Source organism: Exiguobacterium sp. s132 (assembly GCF_018617235.1).
GTDB classification, from domain to species: domain Bacteria; phylum Bacillota; class Bacilli; order Exiguobacteriales; family Exiguobacteriaceae; genus Exiguobacterium; species Exiguobacterium profundum.
The window spans coordinates 1,201,098-1,227,972 of sequence record NZ_JACSJU010000001.1 but is presented as its reverse complement, the minus strand read 5'-3'; the positions used below and the strand labels follow the sequence as shown (position 1 = coordinate 1,227,972).

The window sequence follows — 26,875 nt, the reverse complement described above, 5'->3', positions numbered from 1 at the left end:
AAATCCCTCCTTAGTCGTACATAAATCGTCGGCGAAGACGAAGTGAGTCAAAATGGTCGATCGATTCTTGTCGTACGTTTTTTCCGATACGAGCCATCAAACAGTTGGCAGGATGGGAGGCAATCTCAGGATCGTCTGTCGGGAAGAAAACAAGTCCACCGTGATTCATCATCTTCTCCATGACTTTTCGATAATCCCAAATCGAGAGTCCACTACCTTTCAAATCCCAGTGCCAATAATATTCGGTCGTCAAAATCAAAAAGTCATCCATATGTGGGTCCATCATCGATACTTCGAGTAATTGTTTCCCGATTCGTTGACCACGGAAGCGAGGACTCACCTCGATTGCCCCGAGTTCAAGGATGTATGGGTCGTTTCCTTCACTCCAACGCTCATACGGGTCAGGATAGAGGAAAGTCACGTATCCAATCACGAGATCGTCTTGCCTGGCGACGATGATTCTTCCTTCTTTTAACCCAGCAATATCGACGAGTGCTTCGTGCTGATCTTCCGGTTCACGAAAAGCTGTCAATCCTTCATCAAGACGATACGTCCGTAACACGTCAGGCGCCACTGGACCATCAATCGTGACGTCACCTTGTGAGGTCTGCCACACTTTTGAATGATATTGTTTTTCCATAGGGTCACCACCTTTTCCATCTCTTATTATAGCGCTTTCATCAAGCTGGAATCATCCTGTTTTGATGAAATTGGAAATTCATTGATTTGTCATAATTTTAACACTATACTGAAAGTGGTTATACCAATCTTTACAGGGGAGGCGAATCTTTAGCGATGGAAAAATTGAAAGCGTTAACAGGGGAACATCAATTAGCGTCGTATGAAGAGGCTTGTCAGTCGTTTGAGTGGACACAAGCAGAAGCATTGTTTTCATGGAATTTGACGGGGAAAGTCAATTTGGCATATGAAGCCATCGATCGCCATGCGGAAAGTGAATTGGCGACAAAAGTGGCACTGCTTTATTTCGATGGGGATCGAGAAGAGCGGTACACGTATGCGGATATGAAGAAAGAAAGTAATCGTTCTGGTAATGTTCTGAAGTCGATTGGTGTGGAGAAAGGCGACCGCGTCTTTATCTTTATGCCACGTCAGCCAGAACTTTATTTTATTTTGCTCGGTGCAATCAAACGAGGGGCCATCGTCGGTCCATTGTTTGAGGCGTTCATGGAACAGGCGGTTCACGACCGTTTGCTCGACTCGGAAGCGAAAGTGATTGTGACGACGAAAGAACTGTTGCCGCGCATTCCGGTCGATCAGTTGCCTCATTTAGAGACAATTCTACTCGTTGGGGACGATGTCGAAGAGTCGGAAAAGGTGCTCGATTATCGTAAACTGGCGAACGATGCGACGACAGATCTCGAATTGACGTGGGTCGACCGTGAAGACGGTCTGATTTTACACTATACATCGGGCTCAACAGGAAAACCAAAAGGGGTTCTCCACGTCCATAATGCGATGATTCAACATATGATGACCGGCAAATGGGTACTCGATCTTCAACCGGATGATATTTACTGGTGCACGGCTGACCCTGGATGGGTGACGGGGACGAGCTACGGTATTTTTGCGCCTTTCTTAAATGGTGCGACAAACGTCATCGTTGGTGGACGCTTCAATCCTGAATTTTGGTATTCGGTCATTGAACGGTTTGGCGTGACAGTTTGGTATAGTGCCCCGACGGCGTTCCGCATGCTCATGGGCGCTGGCGACGAAGCGTTTGAGAAGTATGATTTGTCTTCACTTCGTCATATTTTATCCGTCGGTGAGCCGCTAAATCCAGAAGTCATTCGTTGGGGACACGAAGCATTTGATCTTCGAATCCATGATACGTGGTGGATGACAGAAACCGGTGCGATGATGATTTGTAACTATCCGACGATGGACATCAAACCGGGCTCAATGGGGAAACCGATCCCAGGTTGCGAAGCGGCTATTTTGGATGACCGGGGTCAACCACTTCCACCACACCGAATGGGGAACTTGGCACTCAAGACGCCTTGGCCGTCGATGATGCGGAAGATTTGGAAGAACGATGCGAAGTATGAGAGTTACTTCTGGGGAGATTGGTATGTGTCAGGTGATTCTGCTTATATGGACGAAGACGGCTATTTCTGGTTCCAAGGTCGGGTCGACGACGTCATCATGACAGCAGGAGAACGGGTCGGACCGTTTGAAGTGGAAAGTCGACTCGTGGAACATCCGGCTGTGGCTGAAGCGGGTGTCATCGGAAAACCGGACCCGGTCCGAGGTGAAATCATCAAAGCGTTCATTGCGCTACGTAAAGGTTATGAACCGTCTGATGAGTTAAAACAAGAAATCCAGCAGTTCGTCAAAGAAGGATTGGCTGCGCATGCAGCACCACGTGAGATCGAATTCAAGGACAAGTTGCCGAAAACGCGAAGCGGGAAGATCATGCGTCGTGTCTTGAAGGCTTGGGAATTGAATCTTGAAACAGGTGACCTCTCGACGATGGAAGATTAAGATAAACAAAGGGTCGACACATCGTGTGTCGACCCTTTGTTTATTCACCGTTAGCATCAGCATCGGCTTCTTCTTCAGCTTGTTGTTCGGCTTCTTGTTTAGCCTCTTCTTCAGCTTTCTTCTTCGCGTCTTCCTCAGCTTTTTTCTTTGCTTCGGCGTCTGCTTTTTGTTTAGCTTCTTCTTCAGCTTTTTTCTTAGCGGCAGCATCGGCAGCAGCCTCTTGTTTCTTCTCCTCAGCTTCTTTCTTTGCTTCTTCGGCCTCTTTCTTGGCCTCTTCTTCTTTCTTCTTCTCTTCCTCTTCTTTTTCTTTCTCTTCTACTTTCTTCTTCTCAGAGAATGAACCTGAGTCTTGGAAGTCTTTCGAAGTGACGGTTGAAGGTTGTGAGAAGCGTGCGCTGACGCCTAGAGCTTCTGGGTCATCCGCATAGACACGATTCATCGTTTGCGACCAGATGCGCTGTGTCCGTTGATAGTAACGTCCATAATCCCAACCATCTAGCATTGAAAGGCGTTGTGAATCATAACCTGACCAGACAGCGAGTGTAACGTTCGGGTTCGACCCGACCAAGTACGAATCACGTTGATCGTTCGTTGTACCGGTTTTACCCATCCAATCGCCAGGAACGCTGAGCAATGATTGTGCATATGTCGCAGTACCTGACGTGTAGACGTCGCGGAGCATATCCACCACGAGATAAGAGGTACGTTCTGTGAAAATACGCGTTTTCTTCGGCTTCGCTTCGTAAATGACTTCACCTTGATATTCGATTTCTTGGATGAAGTACGGCTCCACGTGTTCACCGTAATTTGCTAGCATCGCATAAGAGGCGGCCAAATCGATTGGCTTGACTTCCCCGGTACCGAGTGCCATCGCTGAAGCATAACGGTTTCCTTCAGATACCGGAATCCCCATGTCGACTAATTTCTGCGTATCAGCAGGTTTTTGGTTACGTTCTTCATAAATCTTAACAGCCGGAACGTTCAAGGAGAGCTTGAGCGCATCGCGTACTGTGACAGCACCGCGATACGTTTTCCCTTCGTTTTGAACTTGTTTCTTCGGTTGTCCCGGACCAGTAAACTTATAGAAATACTCCTCGTCAATGATTTGAGTGGCAGGTGTAATCATGCCAGCTTCAATCGCATTTGAATAGACAAGAATCGGTTTTGCAGTCGATCCGATTTGACGTTCTGCCCAGAAAGCACGGTTCAAATCGTCGGTCTTGCCATTGATGTAGCGACCTCCGACGAATCCGAGTACTTTCCCGGTCTTATTCTCAATCATGACAGAAGAGGTTTGTTCAGGAAGTGTGCGGTTCTCATCTTTAATCGTTTGATTCGGTCCGAAGTTGCCAGCGTTTTTAGCCGGTTGTTGCATCGCTTCGTGAATTTCTTTATCCAATGTCAAACGGATGTTGAACCCACCTTGACGCAACATGTTATGAGCACGCTTCGCATAAGTCGAACGGACAGAGTCCTGTTCCTCCGAGCTCAACTCATTGATTTCAATCCCATCTTGCTCCAATAGATAATCCGTTACGATTTGGCGTGCTTGAAGTTCTGCTTCGTCTACCACGTACGGATATTTGTCGCGAGGTTTCGTCTGAGTCTGCATGAAGTCTTGCGTGATGTCGTAGTTATAAGCGGCATCATATTCTTCTTTCGTGATCTTTCCTGCAACGTACATGCGGTTCAATACCGTTTTCATTCGGTTAACCGCACCCGATACGTCCTCTTTGATGACGCCACCTTGATAGTAAGGTGTGTAGAAGAATGGGTTTTTTGGGATACCGGCAAGGAAAGCGGCTTGTGGAAGTGTCAATTTCTCTGCCGAAGTATTGAACACACCGCGAGCGGCGGCCTCAATCCCTGAAATGTTACGTCCCATCGAGTTACGTCCGAATGAGACGACGTTCAGATAGGCGTTTAAAATTTCATCTTTGTCCATCGCCTTCTCTAGACGAAGGGCGAGTAATATTTCTTTTGCTTTCCGTTCGAAAGATACTTCGTTCGTCAACATTTGGTTTTTAATCAATTGTTGCGTCAACGTTGAACCACCCGTGCGATCTTCAGATCCTGTTGCTTCTTGTAAAATAGCGCGTAACGTCGCTTTTGGAACGACGCCATCGTGCTCATAGAATTCGACATCTTCCGTCGCAAGTAGTGCATCGACAACGTATGGAGAAACTTTTTCTACTGGAATCGGGATTCGTACCTCATCGGTCGTATAGTTCCCGATGCGCTCCCCGCTTCCGAAGTAAATATTGGAAGTCGATGTATACGTATTGATTTGCGCAGTCATCGTTTTATAAGCCGGGGTCGGCATATCTTTGACGAGTGACGCGAAATATCCGACACCAATTCCAGCACCTAAAAACCCGATGAGTACAACAGAAATGATGGTCAGGAGTAGGACGTTCCACGACACATCATACATAACATTGGCATAACGACGTACTTTCAATGACGTCGGATTATTCCATAAGTCTCGAATCTTCTGCAGCATGACAGCCTCCTTAAATATGGTGTAAAACTATTTTAGACAGTAATATATTCGATTATAGCACAATTCAACCTACACCTTACCTCGAAACCGAAGTCTCGTGCAAGTTTCATTGTAAGAGTTGACAAGTTGAAAACGATGCTTATAAAATGAATAGCATAGTCAACAAGATAATGACGCTGTGAAGAAAGCGAAGTAGTCGACGGGCCTCTTGTCCAGAAAGCTAGTGGTTGCTGTGAACTAGCCAATGTCAATCGATGAATTACACTTTTAGAGCGTGCCTTCGGGCCGGTTCGAGACCGTTATCTCTCGCTCAAGCGGTCGCAAATTGCGACAAGTAGGGTGGTACCGCGGAATCTCCGTCCCTTCTCATATGAGAAGGGACGTTTTTTTATGTCAATCGAAGGAGTGGAACAAATGGAACTATTAAACGATTTAGAGTTTCGAGGACTTGTCAACCAAATGACAGATGAAGAAGGATTAAAAGAACAACTCAAACAACCGACGACGTTATACACGGGATTTGATCCGACGGCGGACTCGCTTCACATCGGGCACTTGCTCCCGATCTTGACGCTGAAACGTTTCCAGCAGGCCGGCCATCAGGTCATCGCGCTCGTCGGTGGGGCGACAGGGATGATTGGTGACCCGTCTGGTCGTTCGGATGAACGTTCACTAAACACGTTGGATACGGTCAAGCTCTTCTCCGATCGCATCAAGGATCAGTTGAGCCGATTTCTTCCACTTGAAGGGGAGAACCCGATCACGATTCGCAACAACTACGAATGGACGGAAGAGATGTCAATCATCGACTTCCTGCGCGACATTGGGAAGCACTTCCCAATCAGTTACATGCTTGCGAAAGACTCTGTCGATTCACGTATGGAGAACGGGATCTCGTACACAGAGTTCTCTTACATGTTGCTCCAATCTTACGACTTCTTGAAACTATACGAGACAGAGAAATGTCGTCTTCAAGTCGGTGGAAGTGATCAATGGGGGAACATCACGGCAGGTCTTGAATTGATTCGTCGCTTTGGTCACTCTGAAAAAGCGTTCGGTCTCACCGTGCCACTCGTCACAAAGTCGGACGGACAAAAGTTCGGGAAGACAGCGGGCGGTGCAGTTTGGTTAGATGCGGATAAGACGTCGCCATATGAGTTCTACCAGTTCTGGATCAACGTCGACGATGCAGATGTCATCAAGTTCATCAAATACTTCACGTTCATGTCGCATGAAGAGATTGAGGCACTTGCAGCCGAAGTGACAGAAGCGCCTGAAAAGCGCGTGGCACAGCGCCGACTCGCAGAAGAGATGACAAAGCTTGTCCACGGTGAAGCAGGACTTGAACAAGCGGAGCGCATAACGAAAGCGTTCTTTAGCGGAGATTTGACGTCGCTTCAACCGGAAGATATGGAAGATGCGTTTAAAGGCATGCCGCAATTCGAACTTGACGGTGAACGCAACCTTGTCGACCTCCTCGTCGAAGCGAAGATCTCACCATCGAAACGTCAGGCACGTGAAGATGTAACGAACGGAGCGATTTACTTGAACGGCGAACGTGAACAAGCGCTCGATAAAATGATTACGCGCGAAGACACGCTCGGTGAATTCACCATCATTCGCCGTGGTAAGAAGAAATACTTTGTGATTCGTCACATATAATCACGATGTCCGTTCCTCATTTGTTGAGGAATGGACTTTTTTTATACATGACGTGCGGTTCGGATTTGCTAAAATAGGAAGATAGGAGGGATGACGATGGAGATAGAAGAATTTTTCGGTGAGCAGTTCCATCAATGGCGCGAACACTTTCGTTATTATGAAATGGCGATCACGGAACTTGAGAGCGATCTCGGGATCATCGACTTGGACTGGCAGACGAGACTCGGGTATTCACCGATTGAACATGTGAAGACGAGAATGAAGACATTGCCGTCCATCGTGCGCAAGATGAAACGGAAAGACTTGCCTTTGGAAGTTTCGGCGCTTTGGGAACATGTGCACGATGTGGCGGGCATTCGGATTGTTACGAGCTTCCGCGACGATATTTATGAAATCTTGCGTCATCTAGAGGCGCGAGATGATTTAGATATCATCGAAATCAAAGATTACATCAAACATCCAAAACCGAGCGGGTATCGGAGCTTACATCTCATCGTGAAAACGAAAGTCTACTTGGCAGAACGAATCATCTGGGTGCCTGCGGAGATTCAGATTCGGACACTCGCCATGGACTTTTGGGCGGCAACGGAACATAAGCTTCAGTACAAATATCAACATGCCGTGCCAGAATCATCGAAAGAAGAGCTGATTGAAGCGTCACTCATGGCGGATGCCCTCGATACGCAAATGGGACGCATTCGGCAAGAGATTTTGAAGAAATAAAAAAATCCCCTTCGTGAAGAAGGGGATAAAAAGCATTAACGTGAGTAGTACTCGACGATAAGTTGCTCTTTGATTTGGTCGTTGAGTTCAGCGCGTTCTGGGAGACGTACGAATGTACCTTCGAGTTTCTCAGCGTCAAACGATACGAAGTCTTTTGTAGCTGGTGCTACTTCAAGTGCTTCAGCGATTGCTTTTACGTTTTTCGACTTTTCACGAACAGCGATAACTTGACCTGGTTTTACGCGGTAAGACGCGATGTCAACGCGTGATCCATCAACAGTGATGTGACCGTGGTTGACGAGTTGGCGTGCTCCACGACGTGTGCGAGCGAGGCCGAAACGGTAAACGAGGTTGTCGAGGCGTGATTCGAGCAAGAACATGAAATTCTCACCGTGGATGCCTGGCATTTTACCAGCATCGTTGAAGATGCGGCGGAATTGCTTCTCGTTCACTCCGTACATGTGACGAAGTGCTTGCTTCGCTTGAAGCTGAAGACCGTATTCTGAGATTTTCTTACGACCATTTCCGTGTTGACCTGGTGCGTAAGGACGTTTTGCTAATTCTTTACCCGTTTCGCTAAGCGAGATGCCTAAGCGACGCGAGAGTTTCCAAGCTGGACCTGTGTAACGAGCCATGATTGGACTCCTCCTTGTTGTTCATGTATTTTGCACAAAAGAACAACGGTGTCAAAGACGAGTAACGCCCCTTTCTAGGTGCAAGCACCTTCACTTGATAGCGAAGCTACGAGATGCCCCTCCGACAAAAGTCGAGGCCCGAAAGGTGGATACGTTTGTCTGTGACTGCTATCGTCATTTCATGCACAAAGATGAGTATACGATGAATACCATCTCTTGTCAATCAAATATAGCGAAGAAGTGTTTCGCAAAAACGTTCGAGTCCTTGACGGTCGATTTCTGAGAAACGGTCGAACTCCGGGCTGTCGATATCGAGCACGCCGATTGTTTTCCCGTCACGTACGAGAGGGACGACGATTTCAGAATTCGAAGCCGCATCACATGCGATATGACCAGGGAATTGATGAACATCGGCCACGAGCTGTGTTTCTTGTGTAGCTGCCGCAGTTCCACAAACCCCTTTACCGAACGCGATGTGAACGCAAGCCGGGAGTCCCTGGAATGGTCCTAGGATTAGACTGTCTTCAGAATCAGTCACGTAGAATCCGACCCAGTTGATCCGATCTAAAAATTGGTTGAGTAAAGCGCTGGCGTTGGCAAGGTTGGCCACTGTATTTGTTTCGCCCTCTAATAATGCGGCGAGTTGCTTGTTTAATAGTTCGTAACCGGCTGTCAAATCACCTGAGTACGATGTCGTTTGGAACATATAAATTCCCCTCCATCTTTCGTGTTTTTAGAATTTAGCATTATGGTACACGCAAATTTAAGATTTGTCTTGTTAGAAAGTTCCGAAAAAATGAACAATCTCCACTGAAACCATTGGAAAACCTATGCAAATCGTTGGTTCTATAATATGATTAGGTATATCTATTCTTATAAAATACTTCTTTTTTTAATATAAAGGTACATAAGTCCACGAAAGCGGCTTGGAGGTTGTGACAAAGATGGATTACGGAATTTATGGATTAATCATTGGAATCATCGTCGTCGTATTAGGCGGCATGTTGGGGAGTATGCTCATTCGAAGGAATTTTTACCAAAAAATTGACGACTTGGATATGAGGAAACAAAGTGTGCTCAGTGCGAGCATACCCGTCGAACTCCAGAAATTCAAACAGTGGCCGATGGAAGGGGAAACAAAAGAAAAGTTTGATCGTTGGCATCAATCTTGGGATGAGTTAGTAAGTGTACATGCAGGTCAAATCGATGAAGCGTTATACCGGGCTGAGGAAGACTTGGATAAATATCGTTTCATGAAAGTCAAAGCTGACTTGAATGCGACTGAACAACTCATTGAAGAGCTCGAGACGATGGTACACGCCATGCTCGATGAGATGGATGAATTTACTACGCATCACACCTCGCTTATGGACATTGTGAAGCAGGATGAGAAAGAGTTGTATCAGTTCCGCAAGACATTGAATTCACAAAACCATGCGTTCGGACCAACCTATGCATTGGTGGAACAAGAGATTGCCGCTGCCGAGGCGAAACGCAGTGAGATGATCAACTTAAAGCAGGTCGGTCAAGTTTCTGAAGCATTTGAAACCGGACAAGCCTTATCGAATCAAGTAGGACACATCCGTGAACTGATTCGGATCATTCCGCAATTTGTACGTACGGTTCAAGTGGAACTGAAACAACAACTTCAACAACTCCGGGCTGGACATAAAGAAATGCAAATGGACGGGTATGCGCTTGAACCACTTGGATTAATGGAAGAAATCGATCAAGCGGAAGATCGTCGAGAAGAGTTGATGGCTCGAATCGAACGCTTGGAATTTGATCATTTTGAAGAGGACATGCAACAGTTGAGCTCGGATATCGATCAATTATTCGAAGCATTCCGAACAGAGGTCGATGCCCGCCAATACGTGAAAAAAGAATTTGCGACGATACAAGAGCGCGAATTGCAATCTGCCGAAATCATGAATCACTTACAGACGGAAATGTCTCGACTTGTAAGCAACTATGAAATCAATGCACGCGTCGGAGAAGAATTCGAACAATTAGAACGTGAACGAACGACTCTCACGGCGAATGTACTTGATATTGAACAAGCTCTCGTCGCGCAAATGTTACCGTTTAGTATGATCAAATCCAAAGTGCAGGAAGCGAAACGGTCACTTGACCAATTCAGTGCCATGCATGAGCGTTTCATTGAGGATACGAATTCATTACGTAAAGAAGAGCTTGAGGTCCGTCACAAGTTAGAAACGTGGAAAAAAGAATTGTCTGGGCATCGTCGCCTGTTAGCGAAAAGTGCGATGCCGGTTGTTCCGAATGATCTATCAAACGACTTACGTCAGCTCCAAAAAGGTGTCCAGTCGTTAGACGAACAGTTTGACAAGGCACCGTTCAACATGACGTATATCGTCGGCCTTAGCCATGATGTCGAAGAGATGATGGACAACTTCCGTGACCGTGTCCATGCACTGATTCGTCAAGTGACGTATGCGGAACAGTTGCTCCAATATGCAAACCGCTTCCGTCGCCGTGACAACGAGGTCCATATCGCCTTGACGCTTGCGGAAAACAAGTTCTTGCATGGAGAGTATGGCACTGCGGTCGAAATCGGTGAGCGGGTGCTCGGTCGATTCGATGAGAACGGAGCCAATGAAATTCGTCAACGTGTGGATAAAGGGTTAGAACAGCAGGAATTGCTAAAAAAATAAACGATGCATGAAGATTGACGGAAACGGGAAAAACGTAGACGTCAATCTTTTTTCAATCAAGGAGGAATCGTCAGATGGGTACACTATGGGTCAACGGGAACATCTACACATTGAATAAACCAGGTGAGATGGAACGTGCCATGTTTATTGAGCATGGACGCGTCTTGAAGATGGGGGATGAGGGACATCTCCGACGTACATATGCGGGTCGCATCGAGGAGATTGTGAATTTGGAAGGAAAGAGTGTGTATCCGGCCTTTACCGATTCACATATTCACCTTGTCGGATACGGCGAAGCGCTCGACCGTGTCGATGCGAGTGAAGCGACGGATCTTCGAGAATTACTTGAAACGATGAAGCAACGAGGGTCGGACGACGATTGGATCGTCGCAGAAGGGTTTGATGATCGTCTGCTCGGTGACATGCCGACACGCGAGATGATTGATGAAGTGATTGACGACCGTCCTGTCGTGTTGAAGCGTGTCTGTCGTCACGTAGCCGTCGTGAACTCGAAAGGACTTGAACGACTTGGACTGATCCACCATACGGTGATCGAAGGTGGAAAACTTGGGCGAGGTGAAGAAGGCAAATTGAATGGCGTCCTATATGATGCTGCACTAGATCTCTTATATAAAGAATTGAGTGGGAATCGTAAGAAAAATGCCGCTTCTCTTCGCCGGGCAATCGATTCATTATTCGCACATGGAGTCGTTGGCGCCCATACGGAAGACTTGTTCTATCATGGAGATCCACTCGAGACGATTCAAGCGTACGAAGATGTACTGGATGAACTTCCGTTTCAAGCACACCTTCTCGTTCACGAACAGGTGGTGGATCGTGTCATCCAGCAAGATGCGATGACGCGTCGGAAACGGTTTGACTTCGGTGCGATGAAACTCTTTGTCGACGGTTCGTTCGGTGGACGCACCGCTCTGTTATCTGCACCGTATGCGGATGATCGGAGTCAACGAGGAATTGAAGTGCATCGACCAGATCATCTCGAGGCACTTGTGAAAAAAGCACGAACATACGGGATGAATGTGGCAGCGCATGTGATCGGTGATGCGGCGGTTGAGCAATTTGTCGGCCTGCTTGAAAAGTACCCTGCCAGAAAAGGGACACGAGATCGAATTATCCATGCCTCTTTATTGAATGACTCATTGATCAACCGAATCAAATCATTGCCTGTTTTGATTGATGCACAGCCGGTATTTTTATCGGATGACATGGACATGCTGTTTGAGCGGTTGGGCAATGAGCGTGTGCATGATGTCTATCGATTTAAGTCTTTACTCGATACGGGAGCATTGGTGTTAGGAGGAAGTGACGCGCCGATTTCATCTGTTGACGTTCGAAAGGGATTGTTTGGAGCGGTGATGCGACAATCGTTTCACGGGTCGAGCACGCTAAATCCGAATGAACGTCTTTCGATGTATGAAGCTCTTCGCAGCTTCACATATTCGCCTCATGTTGCTACAGGGACGCACGGAAGAAACGGGCTATTGGTTCAAAGCTACAATGCCAACTTCACAGTATGGGATGAAGATTTCTTTAAATTGAGTGGGGAAGACATCCTGCACAACCGTCTTGTCATGACTGTCGTCGAAGGGCAACCAGTGTACGAAGCAGAAAAAGCCACGCTGTAAAAAAGAGTTGCTTCATCCGAAAGGGATGAAGCAACTCTTTTTTTACATCAGAAGAATGAACGTTGCACTTTATGCCAGAACGAGTTGGTCCGAAGCTTGACAGTCTTGATGACCTGGTCCGAGAGTTCGATATCGATTCGGTCTGTGTACTTCAAGCTGAGCGCCTCGTTATCCATCCCAATAATCGGGTAGTCGTTGCCGTCTTCGACGATGCGGAGTGACAACTTACGCGAATCATGAACGATAAAGGATGAGCCGAGTGTGCGATAGCGATTGTTGTTGACCGAAGCGATCTCACTCACTTGCATACATGGGATGAGTGGGTCGACGACCGCACCGCTGAGAGATTTGTTATAGGCAGTCGATCCCGTCGGCGTCGATACAACCATTCCGTCCCCACGGAATGTTTCGAAATGTAGATCGTCGATATAGACCTCGATGGCAAGTGATTTGATAATACTTGATTTAATCGAAGCCTCATTTAAACAGAGGAGCGGTGTCGATTCGTTGATCGATGCTGAAAGAAGTGGATACTTCCGGACTTCGAGACCTTCTTCGATTCGCATCGAGTTGTCCGAGAAGAGGCGGTCGACTTCATCGAGTTTATGTATGTCGAAATCACAATAAAACTCGTTCAATCCACGACCGAAGCCAACGTAGATGGCGTCTTGACGAAAGCCTGTGTAGCGAACCGCCTGTAAAAATGCCCCGTCCCCGCCGACTGCAGCGATGATGTTCGCGTCCTCCGGTTGATTTACGATGTTGAACCCGTGTTTTTCCCCGATTTCTCTCAGTTTCTTCACTTCTTTTGTGAATTCGTTGACGTTACGATGGTACAAATAGACGTTGTTTCTCATCTGAGTCATCCCCTTTGTCAATGGTGTCCTCTTTATTATAACGTGTTTCTTCCTACCGATATAGGGAAAACTGAAACAGAGCCAAAAGCAGGAAGTTTGTCAAAGGCTCAAGTTCATCGATATGATGAACGAGTAACTACAACAAAGGGGATGAGTACATGCCAACATTTAAAGGGAACAACGTAACATTACAAGGAAATCCAGTGAAGGTAGGAGATCAAGCTCCTGATTTCCGCGTCTTGACGACTGCTTTAGAAGAAGTGACGTTAGCAACCTATCCGGGGAAAAAACTAATCAGTGTCATTCCTTCAATCGATACAGGCGTATGTGATGCACAAACGCGTGAGTTCAACGAAAAGGCCTCATCACTCGGTGGTACAGTCTTGACTGTATCGAACGATTTGCCGTTCGCACAGCGCCGTTGGTGTTCTGCATCTGGTTTAGATAACGTAGTCACCCTCTCGGACCACCGCGATCTTTCGTTCGCAAAAGCATATGGTGTTTTAATTGAAGAAATGCGTCTCCTTGCGCGTTCTGTATTCGTCGTCGATTCGAATGGCGTCGTCCAATATGTACAATATATGGATGAAATGACAGATGAAGTTGATTTCGCGGCGGCACTTGAGGCGTTCGAACAAGCGAATTGATTCGTTTGGCGAAATTGATTAAAATAGCTTACACTAGTACGTGAACCGACCGGTCCTCTCATGGGGGCCGGTTTTGTATGGAAAGGATGAACGAAAATGGAACGTTTTGAACAACTCTATCGTGATTGGAAGAAGGAAGCGAAGAAACTGGTCAACGACCTGGATGTATTACCGATCGAGGCACTCGTCCAAGTATTTGACCATGTTGACATTGAAAAAGAGAAGATGGACGATGTCCGTAAAGCAGTGAGTTTACTCGTCTTGGAAGAAACGACACAACTCCCCCCGAACAATCAACCGACACCGGATGCGGTCAGCCTATTTATGGGTTATCTAGCTTCGAAGCTACTTAAGGAAAACGCGACGATTCTAGATTTAGGTAGTGGGACAGGTACGTTGACGCACGCCGTTCTCTCTCAGTTAAAAGATGCGACAGCGCAAGCGGTCGAAGTGGATGAACTGTTGCTTCGTCTTTCCTATTCCATTAGTAACTTGTTAGGAGAACCAGTATCCTACTTCCATCAAGACGCCCTTGCTCCTCTGTTTGTTGAACCGAGCGACCTTTCCGTTGCTGACTTGCCAATCGGATATTATCCAAATGATGAAGTGGCAGCCGGATACGACATGAAACGAGAACAAGGACATGCCTATTCGCATTTCCTCTTGATGGAACAGGCGATTCGCCATACGAAACCAGGTGGGCATGGATTATTTGTCATCCCGAACAATTTGTTTGAACAGGATGACGAAGGGAAATTAAAACAATGGATGGACCGTGAGACTGTTGTGAAAGGGGTCATTCAACTTCCGACGACGATGTTTAAAGACGAACGTTACGCGAAAAGCTTATTGCTCCTTCAAAAAGTAGGAGAAGGCGTCACACGGCCAAAACAAGCGCTATTTGTGGAACTTCCGTCATTCACTGATGTCAGAGCGGTAGCCAATGTTGTGAAACAGATTGATGATTGGTTCAAAACAACTCAAAAATAATGGACAAAATACTTGAAAAAGGTATGCAAAATCAAGTATCTTCATTATGATACAGTTATCAGTTTTAAATTGAACAGATAAAGATATGCGTTTAAAACGAAAGGTAAGAGGTGTATGACATGACGAAAATTATGGCAGTCAATGCGGGTAGTTCATCGCTCAAGTTCCAGTTACTCGAGATGCCAACGGAAGAGTTGCTCGCAGTCGGACTTGTAGAGCGTGTAGGGAAAGAAGATGCGATTTTTACAATCAAGTACGGTGAAGGACAGAAGTTCAACGTGGTCACACCACTTCACACGCACAAAGAAGCGGTTGAATTGACGTTGGAGAAGTTGATCGAATTGGATATCATCCAATCATTCGATGAGATTTCTGGTGTAGGTCACCGTGTGTTACACGGAAAAGAGTTGTATGCGGATTCGGTCGTCATTGACGATGAAGTCATGAAGAACATCGAATCGTTCACAGAGCTCGGACCACTTCACATCCCACCAAACTTGACAGGTATTCGTGCATTCCAGGCAATTTTGCCGAATGTCCCACAAGTAGCGGTATTCGATACAGCGTTCCACCAGTCAATGCCTGAAGAGAATTTCTTGTACAGTCTTCCTTATGAATACTATACAGAACATGGTGTACGTAAATACGGCTTCCACGGAACGAGCCACAAGTATGTCACACAGCGTGCGGCAGAACTTCTCGGTCGTCCGCTAGAAGACTTGCGTTTGATTTCATGTCACCTCGGTAGCGGTGCATCGATCGCTGCAGTAGCAGGTGGTCGCTCAATCGATACAACGATGGGCTTCACACCACTCGAAGGAATCACGATGGGAACGCGCTCAGGTTCTTTGGACCCTGCCCTCATCCCGTTCTTGATGCAAAAAACAGGGAAGTCTGCTGAAGATGTATTGAACGTCATGAACAAAGAGTCTGGCGTGTACGGTCTTTCTGGTATCTCAAGTGACTTGCGTGACATCGAGCAAGCGGCTGCAGAAGGCAACCATCGTGCAGAAGTTTCATTGAAAATCTTCTCGAACCGTATTCACGGTTACATCGGTCAATATGCGGCTGAAATGAATGGTGTCGACGCCATCATCTTCACAGCAGGTGTCGGTGAGAACTCGGACGTCATCCGTGAACGCATCCTTCGCGGTCTTGAATTCATGGGTGTCTACTGGGATCCTTCACTTAACAACGGTGCTCGCGGAAAAGAGTTGTTCATCAACTATCCGCACTCACCAGTTAAAGTCATCATCATCCCGACGAACGAAGAATTGGTCATCGCGCGCGACACGGTACGCATTGCAAACCTTGTCGAAGCACACGCATAATACGAAACGAACCCACGTTACTTCGTGTAACGTGGGTTTTTTTATGAGTCTTTTTTACTAATATCAAGAATCGTAAGTAGGACAAATGTTTTCTCCTTTGTAACATTAGGCGCTTCATTTACATCGTTTTGCAATGTTTATGTCATGAATAAACCATATATTGGATTTTAATTTATAAAAATATCTCGTATTCGATTTAAATGTCAATCTAACACGATAAACCTTTAATTTTGACATCGATTTGTAATGTTCGTGTCACTCAAATGAACAGGAAGTGTAACGGCACTGACTGATGTTTCGTCATATAGTTATCTGGACGAAATATTCAATTGGAGTGACAAGTCACTCGTTCGATAGATGATTATATGAAATGAAACCAAATTGACGAAGAGAGGACGAATAAACGTATGTTGAAAAAAATCATGACGCTCTTACTTCTCGCCATCGCCGTATTTGCATTTGCTCTACCCACTTCACCAGTAGAAGCAGCTACGAAAAAAGTATATGTTGCAACAAAGTCAGGTTCGAAGATGGTCTATGCAGATGGGAAATCAAATGCACGAGTGATTGGGAAGATGACGGCGAGTGATCGTCTTCAACGTACAGGTTCTCGAGGTGCTTGGATTCGCGTGAACTATAAAGGGAAGGCCGGATGGGTTCCTACAAAGAACTTACGTACTGTAAGTGCTCCTAAACCGCTCAAACCAGCAAGCGTGAAGACGTATACGATGAAAGCGTCCGCATATACACCGTACTGCAAGGGATGTTCAGGTAAGACAGCACTTGGATGGAACGTTCGTACCCAAAAGCGAAATGTAGTCGCGGTAGACCCGCGCGTCATTCCACTCGGAACGAAAGTGCAAGTATTCGTAGGGGGCAAGTCGATGGGTACCTACACGGCAGCTGACACTGGTGGCGCCATCAAAGGAAATAAAATTGACATCTTAATGTATTCGCAAAATGCAGCGATTCAATTTGGTCGTAAAACGGTTACAGTCAAGGTGTTATAATGCATAGGAAAAGGGTCTTGCGATTGCGCAAGACCCTTTTTGATGGATGGGTGATTATTGACGAACGATAAGGACGTCACATTTCGCATAACGGACGATGCTTTCAGAAACGCTTCCGATAAAGAACCGTTCAACGGCGTTTAAACCTGTCGCACCACAAATAATAAGATCAATATCATGGTTAGGTGCAATCTTTTTCGCAATCGTCACTTTCGGGGAACCGTATTCAATCACCGTTTCGACTTCTTTTACGCCACGCTCTTTCGCGCGATTGACATAGTCTTCAAGTAACTCTTTCGCATATGTCTCGGCACGCTCTGTGATTGTGCGGTCGTAAGCTTCTACAGTCGCAAACGTACGCGTATCAATCACATGACCAACGTACAGTTTTCCTTCGTTACGAATCGCGACATCGATTGCTGTTTCAAATGCACGTTCTGCCTCTTTAGAGCCGTCAACGGCAGATAAAATGTGTTTGTATACAATTGCCATGTAAATCCCAACCTTTCGCTCGAAATATACGTTCGGCTTACATATATAGTATACCACTTCTTTCAGTTTTCACGCTTTTTCGCCATGAAAATGCGTGAATTTTTTCATGACGATGTTCACGACATGTCCAAGTTTGGAATTCGTGTGAAAGAACGGGTAAAATAAGGCGGAGGAGGTAGGGCGATGAAACATGTAATGATTACATCTGGTGCCAAAGGGATCGGACGCGTAGTGACGGAGCGTCTGTTACAAGATGGGTGGCACGTCAGCATTTTGCAACGGAATCCGATTGACTGGGAACATGAACGGATACATATGATCGAGGCCGGATTGACGGACCGCGAACAACTGCTCTCAGCCTATGAGAAAGCGGTCGAACGTTTTGGTGAACCGAACGCCTTGATTTTAAATGCAGGTCCATATATCTTTGAGCGGAAACCGCTCGTCGAATTGACAGACGAAGAGTGGGACGAAGTACTCACGGGCAACCTGTCCGCCTCATTTTGGTTGATGCGTCGTGCGATTCCTTCCATGCGCTCAAATCGATTTGGACGCATCATCTCGTATGGGTTTCCGGAAAGTGGGACGGCCCCTGGCTGGATCCATCGTTCTGCGTTTGCCGCTGCAAAGACGGGACTCGTCAGTTTGACAAAATCGGTCGCGCTAGAAGAGGCCCCGTTCGGGATTACGGCGAACATGGTCAATCCGGGCAATATCGTCGGCTCTCAAAAGGAGATGCGCATTGATGAAGCGGAAGTGGATGAAGGAACTCCGGTCGGTCGACACGGGACAGGAGAAGATATCGCGCGTTTGATTTCGTTCTTATTACAAGAAGACTCGGACATGATCACAGGTGCCATCATCGATGTGACAGGCGGCGTCAACGTCGTCCATCAATACCGAAAGTGAGGGGAACGCGATGAAGATTGGAGTGGTCACGGACGTTCATGGAAATCTCGAGGCGTTGGAGGCTGCACTTCAAGTCATGGATGCGGAGCGGGTCGACGTCATCTGGTCGCTCGGTGACATGATTGCAATGGGACCGGACTCTAATGCGGTCATGGAGCGTTTGTTAGACCGGGGAACGCATATGATTTCTGGGAATCATGATGAAGCGGTTCTTTCCCTTTTGGCTGGACACGGTCATCCAGAAAGTTATGCTCATACGCGCCCACACCATGAGTGGGTTGCACGTCATCTAGAGACTCGATATGCAGATGTCATCGAATCCCTTCCACGAACAATGTCCGTCAAAATGGTTGGCGAAACGGTGTTCGGCATTCATTATCATATCCCGACCGAACGACGCCACGCCACGATTGTCGAAGAACCGTTTCACGAGATTCTCGAACCGACACTGGAAAATATGCAGCGACTGTATGGAGCATATACAGGAGAAATCGTGTTATTCGGACATCACCATCCTGTCCATCTGTTTGAAGATGACACCAAGCGCTACGTCAATCCTGGTGCGCTCGGAGTGGCGAAAGATGACCTGGCTCGCTTTGCCATATTATCTGAAGGAGAAACCGGGATTGCTCTTGAACTGAAGACGGTCCCATATGACAAATGTGCCTTTTTAGAGAAGATGGAACGTTATGACGTACCGCAACGGGATGTCATGCTGCGCTTGTTTTATTAAGATATGTAAAAAGTGCGATCCTTGAGAATGGATCGCACTTTTTGTCATTCAATCTCTTGAAGAGTTTTCGGATAACTCGTCAATGTGATGGGACCACTTTCTGTCATGACGAGATCGTCTTCAATACGGACTCCGCCGACTCCCGGTAGATAGATACCCGGTTCGACTGTGAACGTCATCCCGACTTGGGCGGTCATGTCATTGTTCGCTGCCATCGAGGGGTGTTCGTGTACTTCGATTCCAATTCCGTGACCGATTCGATGAGTGAAGTATTCACCATATCCTGCAGACGTGATGACTTGTCGTGCCGCGATATCGATTGCGCCGAGTGTCGTACCGACGTTCGCCATCTCGATTGCAGCTTCCTCAGCCTGAAGAACCGTTTCGTAAATCTCACGTTGTTTGCGACTCGCCTCACCGAAGACAACCGTCCGTGTGATGTCTGAACAGTATCCCTGCCAGACGACACCGAGGTCGAACAAGGCAAAATCTCCTTTTTTCAAGCGGTTGTTGCCTGGGACACCGTGAGGGTCGGCACTATTCTCACCGAACAAGACGAGCGTGTCGAACGACATTTCACGGACGCCTTGCTGTTTCATGGCGTATTCAATATCCGCGATGACCTCGAGTTCTGTCACGCCTTCACGGAGGGAGCGGATCCCGGCTTCGATGGCCATATCTGCCAACTCGGCGGCCCGCTTCATGATCCGGACTTCATCCGGTGATTTGATCATACGTAACGTTTGGAGCTCGTCTGTCAAATCGATAATTGACAGACCGGCAAAACCGGCGCGAAGCTGCTCGACTCGGTTGAATGTCAAATGCTCCCCTTCGATTCCGATTCGTTCAGGAACGATTTGGTTATCGAGGAATAACTTGACGATTTTGTCCCATGGGTTTTCATGGTCCATATACGTCACGATTTCACCTGACCAGTCACTCGCTTCGACAATCCCTTTTTCAAGTGCTGGGCAGATGATGGCAGTTGTGCCGTTCTTCAAAACTAAAATGGCGATCAATCGCTCGTGCGCTTCCGCGTATACTCCCGAGAAATAAAACACGGATGCTTTCGACGTGATGAATGCTGCATCTAACCCTTTTGTCGCTAGAGATTGTGCAATTTGATTGGTGCGTTGATTCAAGTTGAATCCCTTCCCTTCTACCTCTTACGTTGACTACTTGTCTATTATAGCTGTTTCGAAAACAGAAAGGAAATGTTGCAATTTGATTGGTACAGTTTGAACTAGTTCGACTGATACAGTATACTGAATAGAGTAGAAAATGTATTGAGAGAAGGGACTCCGCGTATGACCACAAAACATGAACAGATCATAGCACATATCGAGTCACTCGATGTAGGGTCAAAAATTTCGGTCCGCCAAATCGCCAAAGAGTTGGCTGTATCAGAAGGTACGGCTTATCGGGCCATCAAAGAAGCTGAGAACCTAGGTTTCGTATCAACCATTGAACGGGTGGGGACGATTCGGATCAAGCGAAAACATAAAGAAAATATTGAAAAGCTGACATTCGCCGAAGTCGTCAATATCGTCGATGGTCAGGTGTTGGGCGGACGTAACGGTCTCCACAAGACGCTATCGAAATTTGTAATCGGTGCCATGAAGCTCGAGGCGATGATGCGATATATCGATGTCGACTCACTCGTCATCATCGGGAACCGCGAGAAAGCGCATGAACTCGTCTTACAATCAGGTGGGGCTGTGTTGATCACAGGGGGATTCGACACAACGGATGAAGTGAAACGAATGGCAGATAAGTATGATATGCCTGTCATTTCTACATCCTATGACAGTTTTACCGTCGCGACGATGATCAACCGAGCCATCTATGACCGTCTAATCAAAAAAGAGATTTTACTCGTCTCAGATATCGTCATCCCGCTCCACGATACGTTCTATCTGAAGTCAGATGACACAGTGAAACGTTGGCACGAGCTGAATGAACGGACGAAACATAATCGGTATCCCGTCATCGATGAACAGATGAAAGTGGTCGGCGTGATCACGGCAAAGGATGTCATTGATAAATCACACGACTATGATATTGAGAAGGTCATGACGAAAAGTCCGATTACAGTAGGCGTACAAACGAGTGTCACCAATGCCGCGCACCAGATGGTGTGGGAAGGGATCGAGATGTTACCTGTCGTTGATAACTACGGACGTCTGCTTGGGATTATTAGCCGCCAAGATGTGCTGAAGGCGTTGCAACTGGCGAATCGACAACCGCAAGTCGGTGAGACGTTCGATAACATGATCACGAACCAGCTGAAAGAAGATCCTGCATCGAACGGGACGGCCTTCACGGTTGAAGTGGCCCCACAGATGACGAGTCATATGGGGACCGCCTCATCTGGCGTGTTGACGACCTTGTTGGTCGAAGGGGCGACGCGAAGTCTACGTCATATGAAGAAAGGCGATCTCGTGGTTGAGAATATCACCGTCTATTTCATGAAGCCGATTCAAATTGAAAGTCAGATTCGAGTGTCGGCCCATGTCTTCGACCTCGGTCGGAAGTTCGGGAAAGTGGATGTGGAGATGACGCAAGGGACACAACTTGTCGCCAAAGCGCTCGTCACGGCACAACTCATCGATCGGTAATAAAAAGAGCACCTGCTACAGCGCGTAGCGGGTGCTCTTTTTCATGATGGCGTATTCGTCGGTTCTTCTGCGGCGAGAGGGTAAATTTTGCGGTAACGGATAAATCCGACAACAGCATTCCCTAAACCGACGACTAACATGACGATGCTGACAATCCAACCGACAGATGAATTCAGACCGAATCCCCCGACCATTTGGTTCGCAGCGAACAATGCGAGGAATAAACTTAACCAGATCAACGCTTGCGTGTTGAACAACGCTTTTCGGTTTGGCGTCTTTGTCAAAAAAGCGCGGCGCTTGAAGACAAGGTACGCACCGAGCGCGAACAAAATGAGTCCAATCATGACAAGTTGCAAGTGAAGGAACCCCTTTCTATCTCGTAATCTGTTATCATCATACCATAATAGTGTGTAGGAAAGTGAGGAATCATCATGACGCAATGGCAGGAAGCGGATACAATCAAATCAGAAATTGAGGCGGCTGACACCATTTTCATTCACCGCCACGTACGACCAGACCCTGATGCGTTGGGGAGCCAGCTTGGTTTACAGCGCATTCTAAAATCGGTTCATCCGGAGAAGCAAATCTATGTGGTCGGTGGCATGGTTCCAGACCTCGAGTTTTTAGGAAAGATGGAACATGTCGAAGAAGAAATGTATCAAGACGCGCTCGTCCTTATATTAGATACGGCGAATCAAGAGCGAATCGATGGACCATTTGCGCTAAAAGGGAAGACAATCATTAAAATCGATCATCATCCCGATGAAGATCCATATGCGATGACACAGATTGTCGATACCTCGGTCAGTTCGACGTCTGAGATGATTGTGGAACTCGCGGACATTTGGAGATATCCAATCGACCAAGAGGCGGCATTTTTACTCTATGCCGGCATCGTAGGCGACACAGGACGATTCCAGTTTCGAAATGCTACGGCCCGAACGTTTGAGATTGCTTCGGCGCTGATCGCGAAAGACATCGATACGAATAAATTGTACCGACACATGTATAAGACCAACTTAGCGACTCTTCAGTTACAAGGGTACGTGTTACAGCACGTCAATGTCACAGAAGAAGGCGTCGGCTATGTGAAGATTGACAAGGACGTGCTCCGGACGTTCCATGCGTCCCCGGAAGCGGCATCGCAACTCGTCAATAGCTTCTCTGGCCTCGAAGGATTGAAATGTTGGGTCATGTTCGTGGAAAACAAAGAAGAGATTCGTGTGCGCATCCGGTCGAAAGGTCCTGTCATCAATGAAGTGGCCAAGCGATACCGTGGGGGAGGTCATCCGATGGCGGCTGGTGCCACGATTGACACATGGGATGAGATGGATGACGTGATTGCGGCTTTGAATGAAGTGGCTGGGGAATTCACGTTTGAAGAAAATGAAGAGAGCTGACCGAGGTCAGCTCTCTTCATTTGTCTCCATTTTCCTTTGGGATGAACCATGTACCTCGTTCGGTCACGTCCTCGACGACGTCGAGCTGATACTCAGTAATGTACTTACGGAGCCGGTCGATGATTTCTGGGCTGTCGGCAAACACTGTTTGACCATGCTGTAATTTTTCTAACTTATCGCGTGCAATCTGTCCCCGATTGATAATCATACGCTTTTACCCCCTTTTGTCGTGAGTTTTGTCTATAATTATTGTATCAGAGAAGTGATGAATTGAGTTTGACAATTCCATTAATATAGAAAGGAGGCCAACGATGATTCATCTGAATGTCAGAACTGCTTATAGTTTACTACAAAGTACAATCCGGTTAGAGCAATATGTCCTGCAGATGACCGAACGGGGAAGTCGTTCCGTGGCGATCGCAGACGATGCGTTCTATGGGGTTCCGACATTTTTGTCATATTGCCAACGATATGAGGTGAAACCGCTCATCGGACTGAGAACGGTCCTCCGATTGGATGGGTTAGACGTATCCGTGATTGTGTATTCATCTAACGAAACGGAGCTTAAGGAACAATATCGTATCATCCAGGCGGGAGGAATTGAAGGACGGACAACGATGCCGCTGATCGTACTACCTGAAAATTGGAAAGCGAGTGATCCGGTTCACCGGCGTCGCCTTTATCATCAACTCTTGTCGTTTGTCGATGAAGAGAAGCTGTGGCTCGGACTCCCGGCACCTCAGACTACGGAACAGGTACAAGTGTTGAAACAACTTCGTCTCATGCGCGAAGAGCTTGCTGTCCAATTGATTCCGGCCCCTGAAACGAGATACATGAGACCGGAAGATGTGGAAGGATTCCGAGCCATTTCTGCCATTCGCGAAGGGGACGTGATGTCGAATGAAGACGTGCGACAAAAAGGATTGCACGTTCGACTACCGAGTGAAATGAATGACTGGTTCACAACAGAAGAATTATCGGAACTGGATCGATTCGAGGCATTGATTCGACTGGATCATCTACCACGTGCGGAAGGGGCGATTCCAGAAATTCCGGATGCCGATCAAAAGCTGAAACGACTTGTCGGTGAGCGGTTGAAGGCGATGGAACTCGTGAAAGAACCTTACATCGAGCGGGCAAAGTTTGAGCTTGAAGTCATCGCCAATACCGGATTTTCTTCCTATTTCTTGATCGTGGAAGACATCGTTCGGTTTGCTCGAGAATCTGGGATTGAAGTAGGTCCGGGGCGTGGATCGGCAGCAGGTTCACTCGTCAGTTTTGCCCTCCATATCACGGAAGTCGATCCGGTTCATTACGGGTTGTTGTTTGAACGATTCTTAAATCCAGAGCGTGTGTCGATGCCAGACATAGACCTCGATTTTGAAGATGAACGTCGTGAGGAAGTGGTTTCTTACGTACTATCAAGATACGGTCATACGCATGCCGCACAGATCGGGACACTTGCCACGTTCGGTGCGAAAGCGGCAATTCGAGACGTTGCGAGAGCGCTCGGGATGACTCTTGAGGAAGGGCAGGCTGCGAGCAAGCAAGTGAAAGCCGGAGGACTTGATGAACTGATGTCGAGCCAGAAGCAGATGAAGTGGTTTGCCGGTAGCCAAAAGCGTCAGCAGTTATTACGGATTGCGAAACAGCTAGAAGGTTTGCCGCGTCAATCCTCTGTTCACGCGGCGGGAGTGGTGCTCAGTCGTCAACCGATTGAAGAAGTGACTCCGCTCCAACCCGAACTTGAAGAACACGTGACCCAATATAATATGAAGGATTTGGAAGAGGTCGGGCTTCTGAAAATTGACTTGCTCGGATTACGAAACTTGAGTCGCTTGCGAAAGATGGAGGATTTGATTCGAGAAAGTGATGCGCTGTTCTCTCTGAAAACAATTCCGTTAAACGATGCTCGGACGTATCGATTGCTTGCGAGAGGTGAGACGGACGGAATCTTCCAATTTGAATCGACCGGGATGAAGCAAGCGCTTCGACAAGTGAAACCGACTGAGTTTGAAGATATCGTTGTCACGATGTCACTCTATCGCCCGGGACCGATGCAATTCATCGAAACGTATGCGAAGCGAAAACACGGTATGCCTTACCAACCAGTCCACCCAGACGTAGAAGACGTCATGAGACCGACATACGGTGTACTCGTCTATCAAGAACAGGTGATGAAACTTCTCCGTAAAATCGGAGGCTATTCCTATGCGGAAGCGGATTTGGTCAGACGTGCTATTGCCAAAAAGGATACCGGAACGATTGCTCGGGAACGAGAACGATTTTTGCAACAAGCAAAAGCGGGAGACCAGGACGTCTTGGCGCAAATCTTTTCATGGATTGAAAAGTTTGCCGGGTACGGATTTAACCGCTCTCACGCTGTCGCCTACAGTTTGATCAGTTACCGATTGGCTTACGTCAAAGCACATTTCCCTCGTGTCTTTCATGTGGTGACATCAGAAAAAACAACGGAACTTGTCAGACTGTTACGGAAAGATCAAATTCCGGTGTACCCACCGGACGTCTTACATGGTCACGCTGACGCGACACTTGAGGGACCGGGCGTCCGGCTCGGGTTGAAGGCGGTCCAGGGGTTGACCAAACGGGATGTGGACCGACTGATTGAACTGAACGGGCAGTTGAAAGATGTCAGAACGCTTCAAGAAGCCATGGAGTGGAAAAATAAAGACCAACTGAAATTACGTCGATTACTTGGTGCGGGCGCGCTCGACCGGATGTATCACGGTGACCGGACACATGCCTTTGAAGCAGTCGAACGTTTGCGAGAAGAAGCGGGAACACATTTTTTACCGGATGAGCTGTCTTCACTCGGACTAAAACAGAAAAAAGTGAAAGAACCGAATTGGTCTGAAGAAGAGAGGGAGTCGCTCGGGACATGGGTGGTCCACTCTCCATTGACGGCACTTCCGGATATCGGGATCGAACCGTCTACAATTGAAGAAGTCATGAATGGAACAAACGGTTATCTCGTCGTATATGTAGATGACGTACGTACGTTCATGACAAAAAAACAAGAACGGATGGGTGTTCTCATGGTGGACGATGGCATGACGCAAGACGAGGTCGTCGTGTTTCCTCGAACATTCGCGCAGTTTGGACGGTCCCTCTATGCCGGTAACATCTTGTTACTCGAGGTCCATTCGAATGAACGGGATGGTCGCAAGCAATTGATTGTCGAACGGGTTCGACCGTTACATGGGCAAGCCTTATTCATCCGGCTCACACTCGACCGCTTCCCTGAATTGGAAGATTGGATTCAACGAGCACAAGGGGATGTCCCGGTTGTATGCCGATTCACGGATTCGAAGGAAGTGAAACAACTGGCTTCAGCTTTTTCAATCAATCCGAATGAAGAGTATGTGGCGGAAGCGAAAAGACGGTTCGGGGAAGAAAATGTCGTACTGAAACGAATCGATACAAAAATGGTTGGTCCAGAAACTAGTACCAAGTCCTAAAAAGTGATATAATCGCACTAATTGGTCTGACCACTTAAGTTTGATAGGTGATCCAAAAAAGGG

At 47.2% G+C, this 26,875-nt stretch carries 23 protein-coding genes and 1 other annotated feature; of the genes, 14 read left to right on the top strand and 9 right to left on the bottom strand.

Features of this window, described 5'->3' with window-relative positions:
• Positions 1-10: 10 nt before the first annotated feature.
• Positions 11-640 carry a GNAT family N-acetyltransferase gene (locus KNO78_RS06275; protein ID WP_078147204.1) on the bottom strand — a complete coding sequence of 210 codons (630 nt, stop codon included), beginning with the start codon at positions 638-640 and terminating at the stop codon, positions 11-13.
• A gap of 155 nt (positions 641-795) precedes the next feature.
• Here KNO78_RS06275 and acsA point away from each other — a divergent pair, with 155 nt between their 5' ends.
• Positions 796-2,502, top strand: a complete 1,707-nt coding sequence (gene acsA, locus KNO78_RS06270; protein WP_074036486.1) for an acetate--CoA ligase — start codon at positions 796-798, stop codon at positions 2,500-2,502.
• 40 nt (positions 2,503-2,542) lie between these two features.
• On the opposite strand, the gene KNO78_RS06265 is transcribed toward acsA, so the two are convergent.
• Positions 2,543-5,005 carry a transglycosylase domain-containing protein gene (locus KNO78_RS06265; RefSeq protein ID WP_159562544.1) on the bottom strand — a complete coding sequence of 821 codons (2,463 nt, stop codon included), beginning with the start codon at positions 5,003-5,005 and terminating at the stop codon, positions 2,543-2,545.
• 169 nt (positions 5,006-5,174) lie between these two features.
• Positions 5,175-5,372: a binding site (T-box leader), on the top strand.
• 47 nt (positions 5,373-5,419) lie between these two features.
• Between KNO78_RS06265 and tyrS the strand changes: the two genes are divergently transcribed.
• Positions 5,420-6,667, top strand: a complete 1,248-nt coding sequence (tyrS, locus tag KNO78_RS06260) for a tyrosine--tRNA ligase (RefSeq protein WP_214690721.1) — start codon at positions 5,420-5,422, stop codon at positions 6,665-6,667.
• A 96-nt stretch (positions 6,668-6,763) separates the two neighbouring features.
• A complete protein-coding gene (locus tag KNO78_RS06255) occupies positions 6,764-7,390 on the top strand; it encodes a GTP pyrophosphokinase (RefSeq protein ID WP_159562542.1) in 627 nt (208 codons plus the stop codon).
• 35 nt (positions 7,391-7,425) lie between these two features.
• Here KNO78_RS06255 and rpsD read toward each other — a convergent pair whose 3' ends face one another.
• Positions 7,426-8,025: a 30S ribosomal protein S4 gene (rpsD, locus tag KNO78_RS06250; protein WP_031423120.1), complete on the bottom strand. Its 600-nt coding sequence runs from the start codon at positions 8,023-8,025 to the stop codon at positions 7,426-7,428.
• A gap of 223 nt (positions 8,026-8,248) precedes the next feature.
• Positions 8,249-8,731: a GAF domain-containing protein gene (locus KNO78_RS06245; RefSeq protein WP_012726740.1), complete on the bottom strand. Its 483-nt coding sequence runs from the start codon at positions 8,729-8,731 to the stop codon at positions 8,249-8,251.
• Between the two features lie 238 nt (positions 8,732-8,969).
• Between KNO78_RS06245 and ezrA the strand changes: the two genes are divergently transcribed.
• Positions 8,970-10,700: a septation ring formation regulator EzrA gene (gene ezrA / locus KNO78_RS06240; protein WP_031423123.1), complete on the top strand. Its 1,731-nt coding sequence runs from the start codon at positions 8,970-8,972 to the stop codon at positions 10,698-10,700.
• A 74-nt stretch (positions 10,701-10,774) separates the two neighbouring features.
• Positions 10,775-12,346 (top strand): amidohydrolase, encoded by a 1,572-nt coding sequence (locus tag KNO78_RS06235; RefSeq protein ID WP_214690722.1) that lies wholly within the window; start codon positions 10,775-10,777, stop codon positions 12,344-12,346.
• A gap of 47 nt (positions 12,347-12,393) precedes the next feature.
• On the opposite strand, the gene KNO78_RS06230 is transcribed toward KNO78_RS06235, so the two are convergent.
• A complete protein-coding gene (locus KNO78_RS06230; RefSeq protein ID WP_214691264.1) occupies positions 12,394-13,212 on the bottom strand; it encodes an NAD kinase in 819 nt (272 codons plus the stop codon).
• Positions 13,213-13,361: 149 nt separating this feature from the next.
• On the opposite strand from KNO78_RS06230, the gene tpx reads away from it, so the two are divergent.
• The 4 genes from tpx to KNO78_RS06210 all read left to right on the top strand — a co-directional run bounded on the left by tpx (position 13,362) and on the right by KNO78_RS06210 (position 17,181).
• A complete protein-coding gene (gene tpx, locus KNO78_RS06225; RefSeq protein WP_074036494.1) occupies positions 13,362-13,850 on the top strand; it encodes a thiol peroxidase in 489 nt (162 codons plus the stop codon).
• Between the two features lie 96 nt (positions 13,851-13,946).
• Entirely contained in the window at positions 13,947-14,840 is an 894-nt protein-coding gene (locus tag KNO78_RS06220; protein WP_214690723.1) for a class I SAM-dependent methyltransferase, read from the top strand.
• A gap of 119 nt (positions 14,841-14,959) precedes the next feature.
• On the top strand, positions 14,960-16,171 hold the full coding sequence (locus tag KNO78_RS06215; protein ID WP_012726734.1) for an acetate kinase: 1,212 nt from the start codon (positions 14,960-14,962) through the stop codon (positions 16,169-16,171).
• A gap of 407 nt (positions 16,172-16,578) precedes the next feature.
• Positions 16,579-17,181, top strand: coding sequence for a 3D domain-containing protein (locus KNO78_RS06210; protein WP_214690724.1), 603 nt, complete (start codon positions 16,579-16,581; stop codon positions 17,179-17,181).
• 54 nt (positions 17,182-17,235) lie between these two features.
• Here the strand turns inward: KNO78_RS06210 and KNO78_RS06205 are convergent, their stop codons facing one another.
• Positions 17,236-17,673 (bottom strand): universal stress protein, encoded by a 438-nt coding sequence (locus KNO78_RS06205; RefSeq protein ID WP_012726732.1) that lies wholly within the window; start codon positions 17,671-17,673, stop codon positions 17,236-17,238.
• Between the two features lie 183 nt (positions 17,674-17,856).
• On the opposite strand from KNO78_RS06205, the gene KNO78_RS06200 reads away from it, so the two are divergent.
• On the top strand, positions 17,857-18,582 hold the full coding sequence (locus tag KNO78_RS06200) for an SDR family oxidoreductase (protein ID WP_074036502.1): 726 nt from the start codon (positions 17,857-17,859) through the stop codon (positions 18,580-18,582).
• 10 nt (positions 18,583-18,592) lie between these two features.
• Positions 18,593-19,315, top strand: coding sequence for a metallophosphoesterase family protein (locus KNO78_RS06195; RefSeq protein ID WP_214690725.1), 723 nt, complete (start codon positions 18,593-18,595; stop codon positions 19,313-19,315).
• 44 nt (positions 19,316-19,359) lie between these two features.
• On the opposite strand, the gene KNO78_RS06190 is transcribed toward KNO78_RS06195, so the two are convergent.
• A complete protein-coding gene (locus KNO78_RS06190; RefSeq protein WP_196430906.1) occupies positions 19,360-20,457 on the bottom strand; it encodes a M24 family metallopeptidase in 1,098 nt (365 codons plus the stop codon).
• Positions 20,458-20,622: 165 nt separating this feature from the next.
• Between KNO78_RS06190 and KNO78_RS06185 the strand changes: the two genes are divergently transcribed.
• Complete coding sequence (locus KNO78_RS06185) at positions 20,623-21,933, top strand: DRTGG domain-containing protein (protein WP_074036504.1); 1,311 nt, start codon at positions 20,623-20,625, stop codon at positions 21,931-21,933.
• Positions 21,934-21,974: 41 nt separating this feature from the next.
• Here the strand turns inward: KNO78_RS06185 and KNO78_RS06180 are convergent, their stop codons facing one another.
• A complete protein-coding gene (locus tag KNO78_RS06180) occupies positions 21,975-22,289 on the bottom strand; it encodes a YtpI family protein (protein ID WP_074033432.1) in 315 nt (104 codons plus the stop codon).
• 75 nt (positions 22,290-22,364) lie between these two features.
• On the opposite strand from KNO78_RS06180, the gene KNO78_RS06175 reads away from it, so the two are divergent.
• Positions 22,365-23,333 (top strand): DHH family phosphoesterase, encoded by a 969-nt coding sequence (locus KNO78_RS06175; protein ID WP_074036506.1) that lies wholly within the window; start codon positions 22,365-22,367, stop codon positions 23,331-23,333.
• Positions 23,334-23,349: 16 nt separating this feature from the next.
• On the opposite strand, the gene KNO78_RS06170 is transcribed toward KNO78_RS06175, so the two are convergent.
• On the bottom strand, positions 23,350-23,541 hold the full coding sequence (locus KNO78_RS06170) for a YtzJ family protein (RefSeq protein ID WP_074036509.1): 192 nt from the start codon (positions 23,539-23,541) through the stop codon (positions 23,350-23,352).
• Between the two features lie 103 nt (positions 23,542-23,644).
• Here KNO78_RS06170 and dnaE point away from each other — a divergent pair, with 103 nt between their 5' ends.
• Complete coding sequence (gene dnaE, locus KNO78_RS06165) at positions 23,645-26,812, top strand: DNA polymerase III subunit alpha (protein ID WP_214690726.1); 3,168 nt, start codon at positions 23,645-23,647, stop codon at positions 26,810-26,812.
• The last annotated feature ends 63 nt before the right edge of the window (positions 26,813-26,875 follow it).

What these genes read in the sequence shown, in the direction of transcription:
- KNO78_RS06175 (WP_074036506.1), top strand. Translation starts at nt 22,365, where the DNA reads ATGACGCAATGGCAGGAAGCGGATACAATCAAATCAGAAATTGAGGCG.
- KNO78_RS06230 (WP_214691264.1), bottom strand. Translation starts at nt 13,212, where the DNA reads ATGACTCAGATGAGAAACAACGTCTATTTGTACCATCGTAACGTCAAC.
- KNO78_RS06195 (WP_214690725.1), top strand. Translation starts at nt 18,593, where the DNA reads ATGAAGATTGGAGTGGTCACGGACGTTCATGGAAATCTCGAGGCGTTG.
- KNO78_RS06185 (WP_074036504.1), top strand. Translation starts at nt 20,623, where the DNA reads ATGACCACAAAACATGAACAGATCATAGCACATATCGAGTCACTCGAT.
- KNO78_RS06205 (WP_012726732.1), bottom strand. Translation starts at nt 17,673, where the DNA reads ATGGCAATTGTATACAAACACATTTTATCTGCCGTTGACGGCTCTAAA.
- KNO78_RS06235 (WP_214690722.1), top strand. Translation starts at nt 10,775, where the DNA reads ATGGGTACACTATGGGTCAACGGGAACATCTACACATTGAATAAACCA.
- KNO78_RS06245 (WP_012726740.1), bottom strand. Translation starts at nt 8,731, where the DNA reads ATGTTCCAAACGACATCGTACTCAGGTGATTTGACAGCCGGTTACGAA.
- KNO78_RS06170 (WP_074036509.1), bottom strand. Translation starts at nt 23,541, where the DNA reads ATGATTATCAATCGGGGACAGATTGCACGCGATAAGTTAGAAAAATTA.
- KNO78_RS06200 (WP_074036502.1), top strand. Translation starts at nt 17,857, where the DNA reads ATGAAACATGTAATGATTACATCTGGTGCCAAAGGGATCGGACGCGTA.
- KNO78_RS06220 (WP_214690723.1), top strand. Translation starts at nt 13,947, where the DNA reads ATGGAACGTTTTGAACAACTCTATCGTGATTGGAAGAAGGAAGCGAAG.
- ezrA (WP_031423123.1), top strand. Translation starts at nt 8,970, where the DNA reads ATGGATTACGGAATTTATGGATTAATCATTGGAATCATCGTCGTCGTA.
- KNO78_RS06255 (WP_159562542.1), top strand. Translation starts at nt 6,764, where the DNA reads ATGGAGATAGAAGAATTTTTCGGTGAGCAGTTCCATCAATGGCGCGAA.
- KNO78_RS06215 (WP_012726734.1), top strand. Translation starts at nt 14,960, where the DNA reads ATGACGAAAATTATGGCAGTCAATGCGGGTAGTTCATCGCTCAAGTTC.
- dnaE (WP_214690726.1), top strand. Translation starts at nt 23,645, where the DNA reads ATGATTCATCTGAATGTCAGAACTGCTTATAGTTTACTACAAAGTACA.
- tpx (WP_074036494.1), top strand. Translation starts at nt 13,362, where the DNA reads ATGCCAACATTTAAAGGGAACAACGTAACATTACAAGGAAATCCAGTG.
- KNO78_RS06265 (WP_159562544.1), bottom strand. Translation starts at nt 5,005, where the DNA reads ATGCTGCAGAAGATTCGAGACTTATGGAATAATCCGACGTCATTGAAA.
- KNO78_RS06275 (WP_078147204.1), bottom strand. Translation starts at nt 640, where the DNA reads ATGGAAAAACAATATCATTCAAAAGTGTGGCAGACCTCACAAGGTGAC.
- tyrS (WP_214690721.1), top strand. Translation starts at nt 5,420, where the DNA reads ATGGAACTATTAAACGATTTAGAGTTTCGAGGACTTGTCAACCAAATG.
- rpsD (WP_031423120.1), bottom strand. Translation starts at nt 8,025, where the DNA reads ATGGCTCGTTACACAGGTCCAGCTTGGAAACTCTCGCGTCGCTTAGGC.
- KNO78_RS06210 (WP_214690724.1), top strand. Translation starts at nt 16,579, where the DNA reads ATGTTGAAAAAAATCATGACGCTCTTACTTCTCGCCATCGCCGTATTT.
- acsA (WP_074036486.1), top strand. Translation starts at nt 796, where the DNA reads ATGGAAAAATTGAAAGCGTTAACAGGGGAACATCAATTAGCGTCGTAT.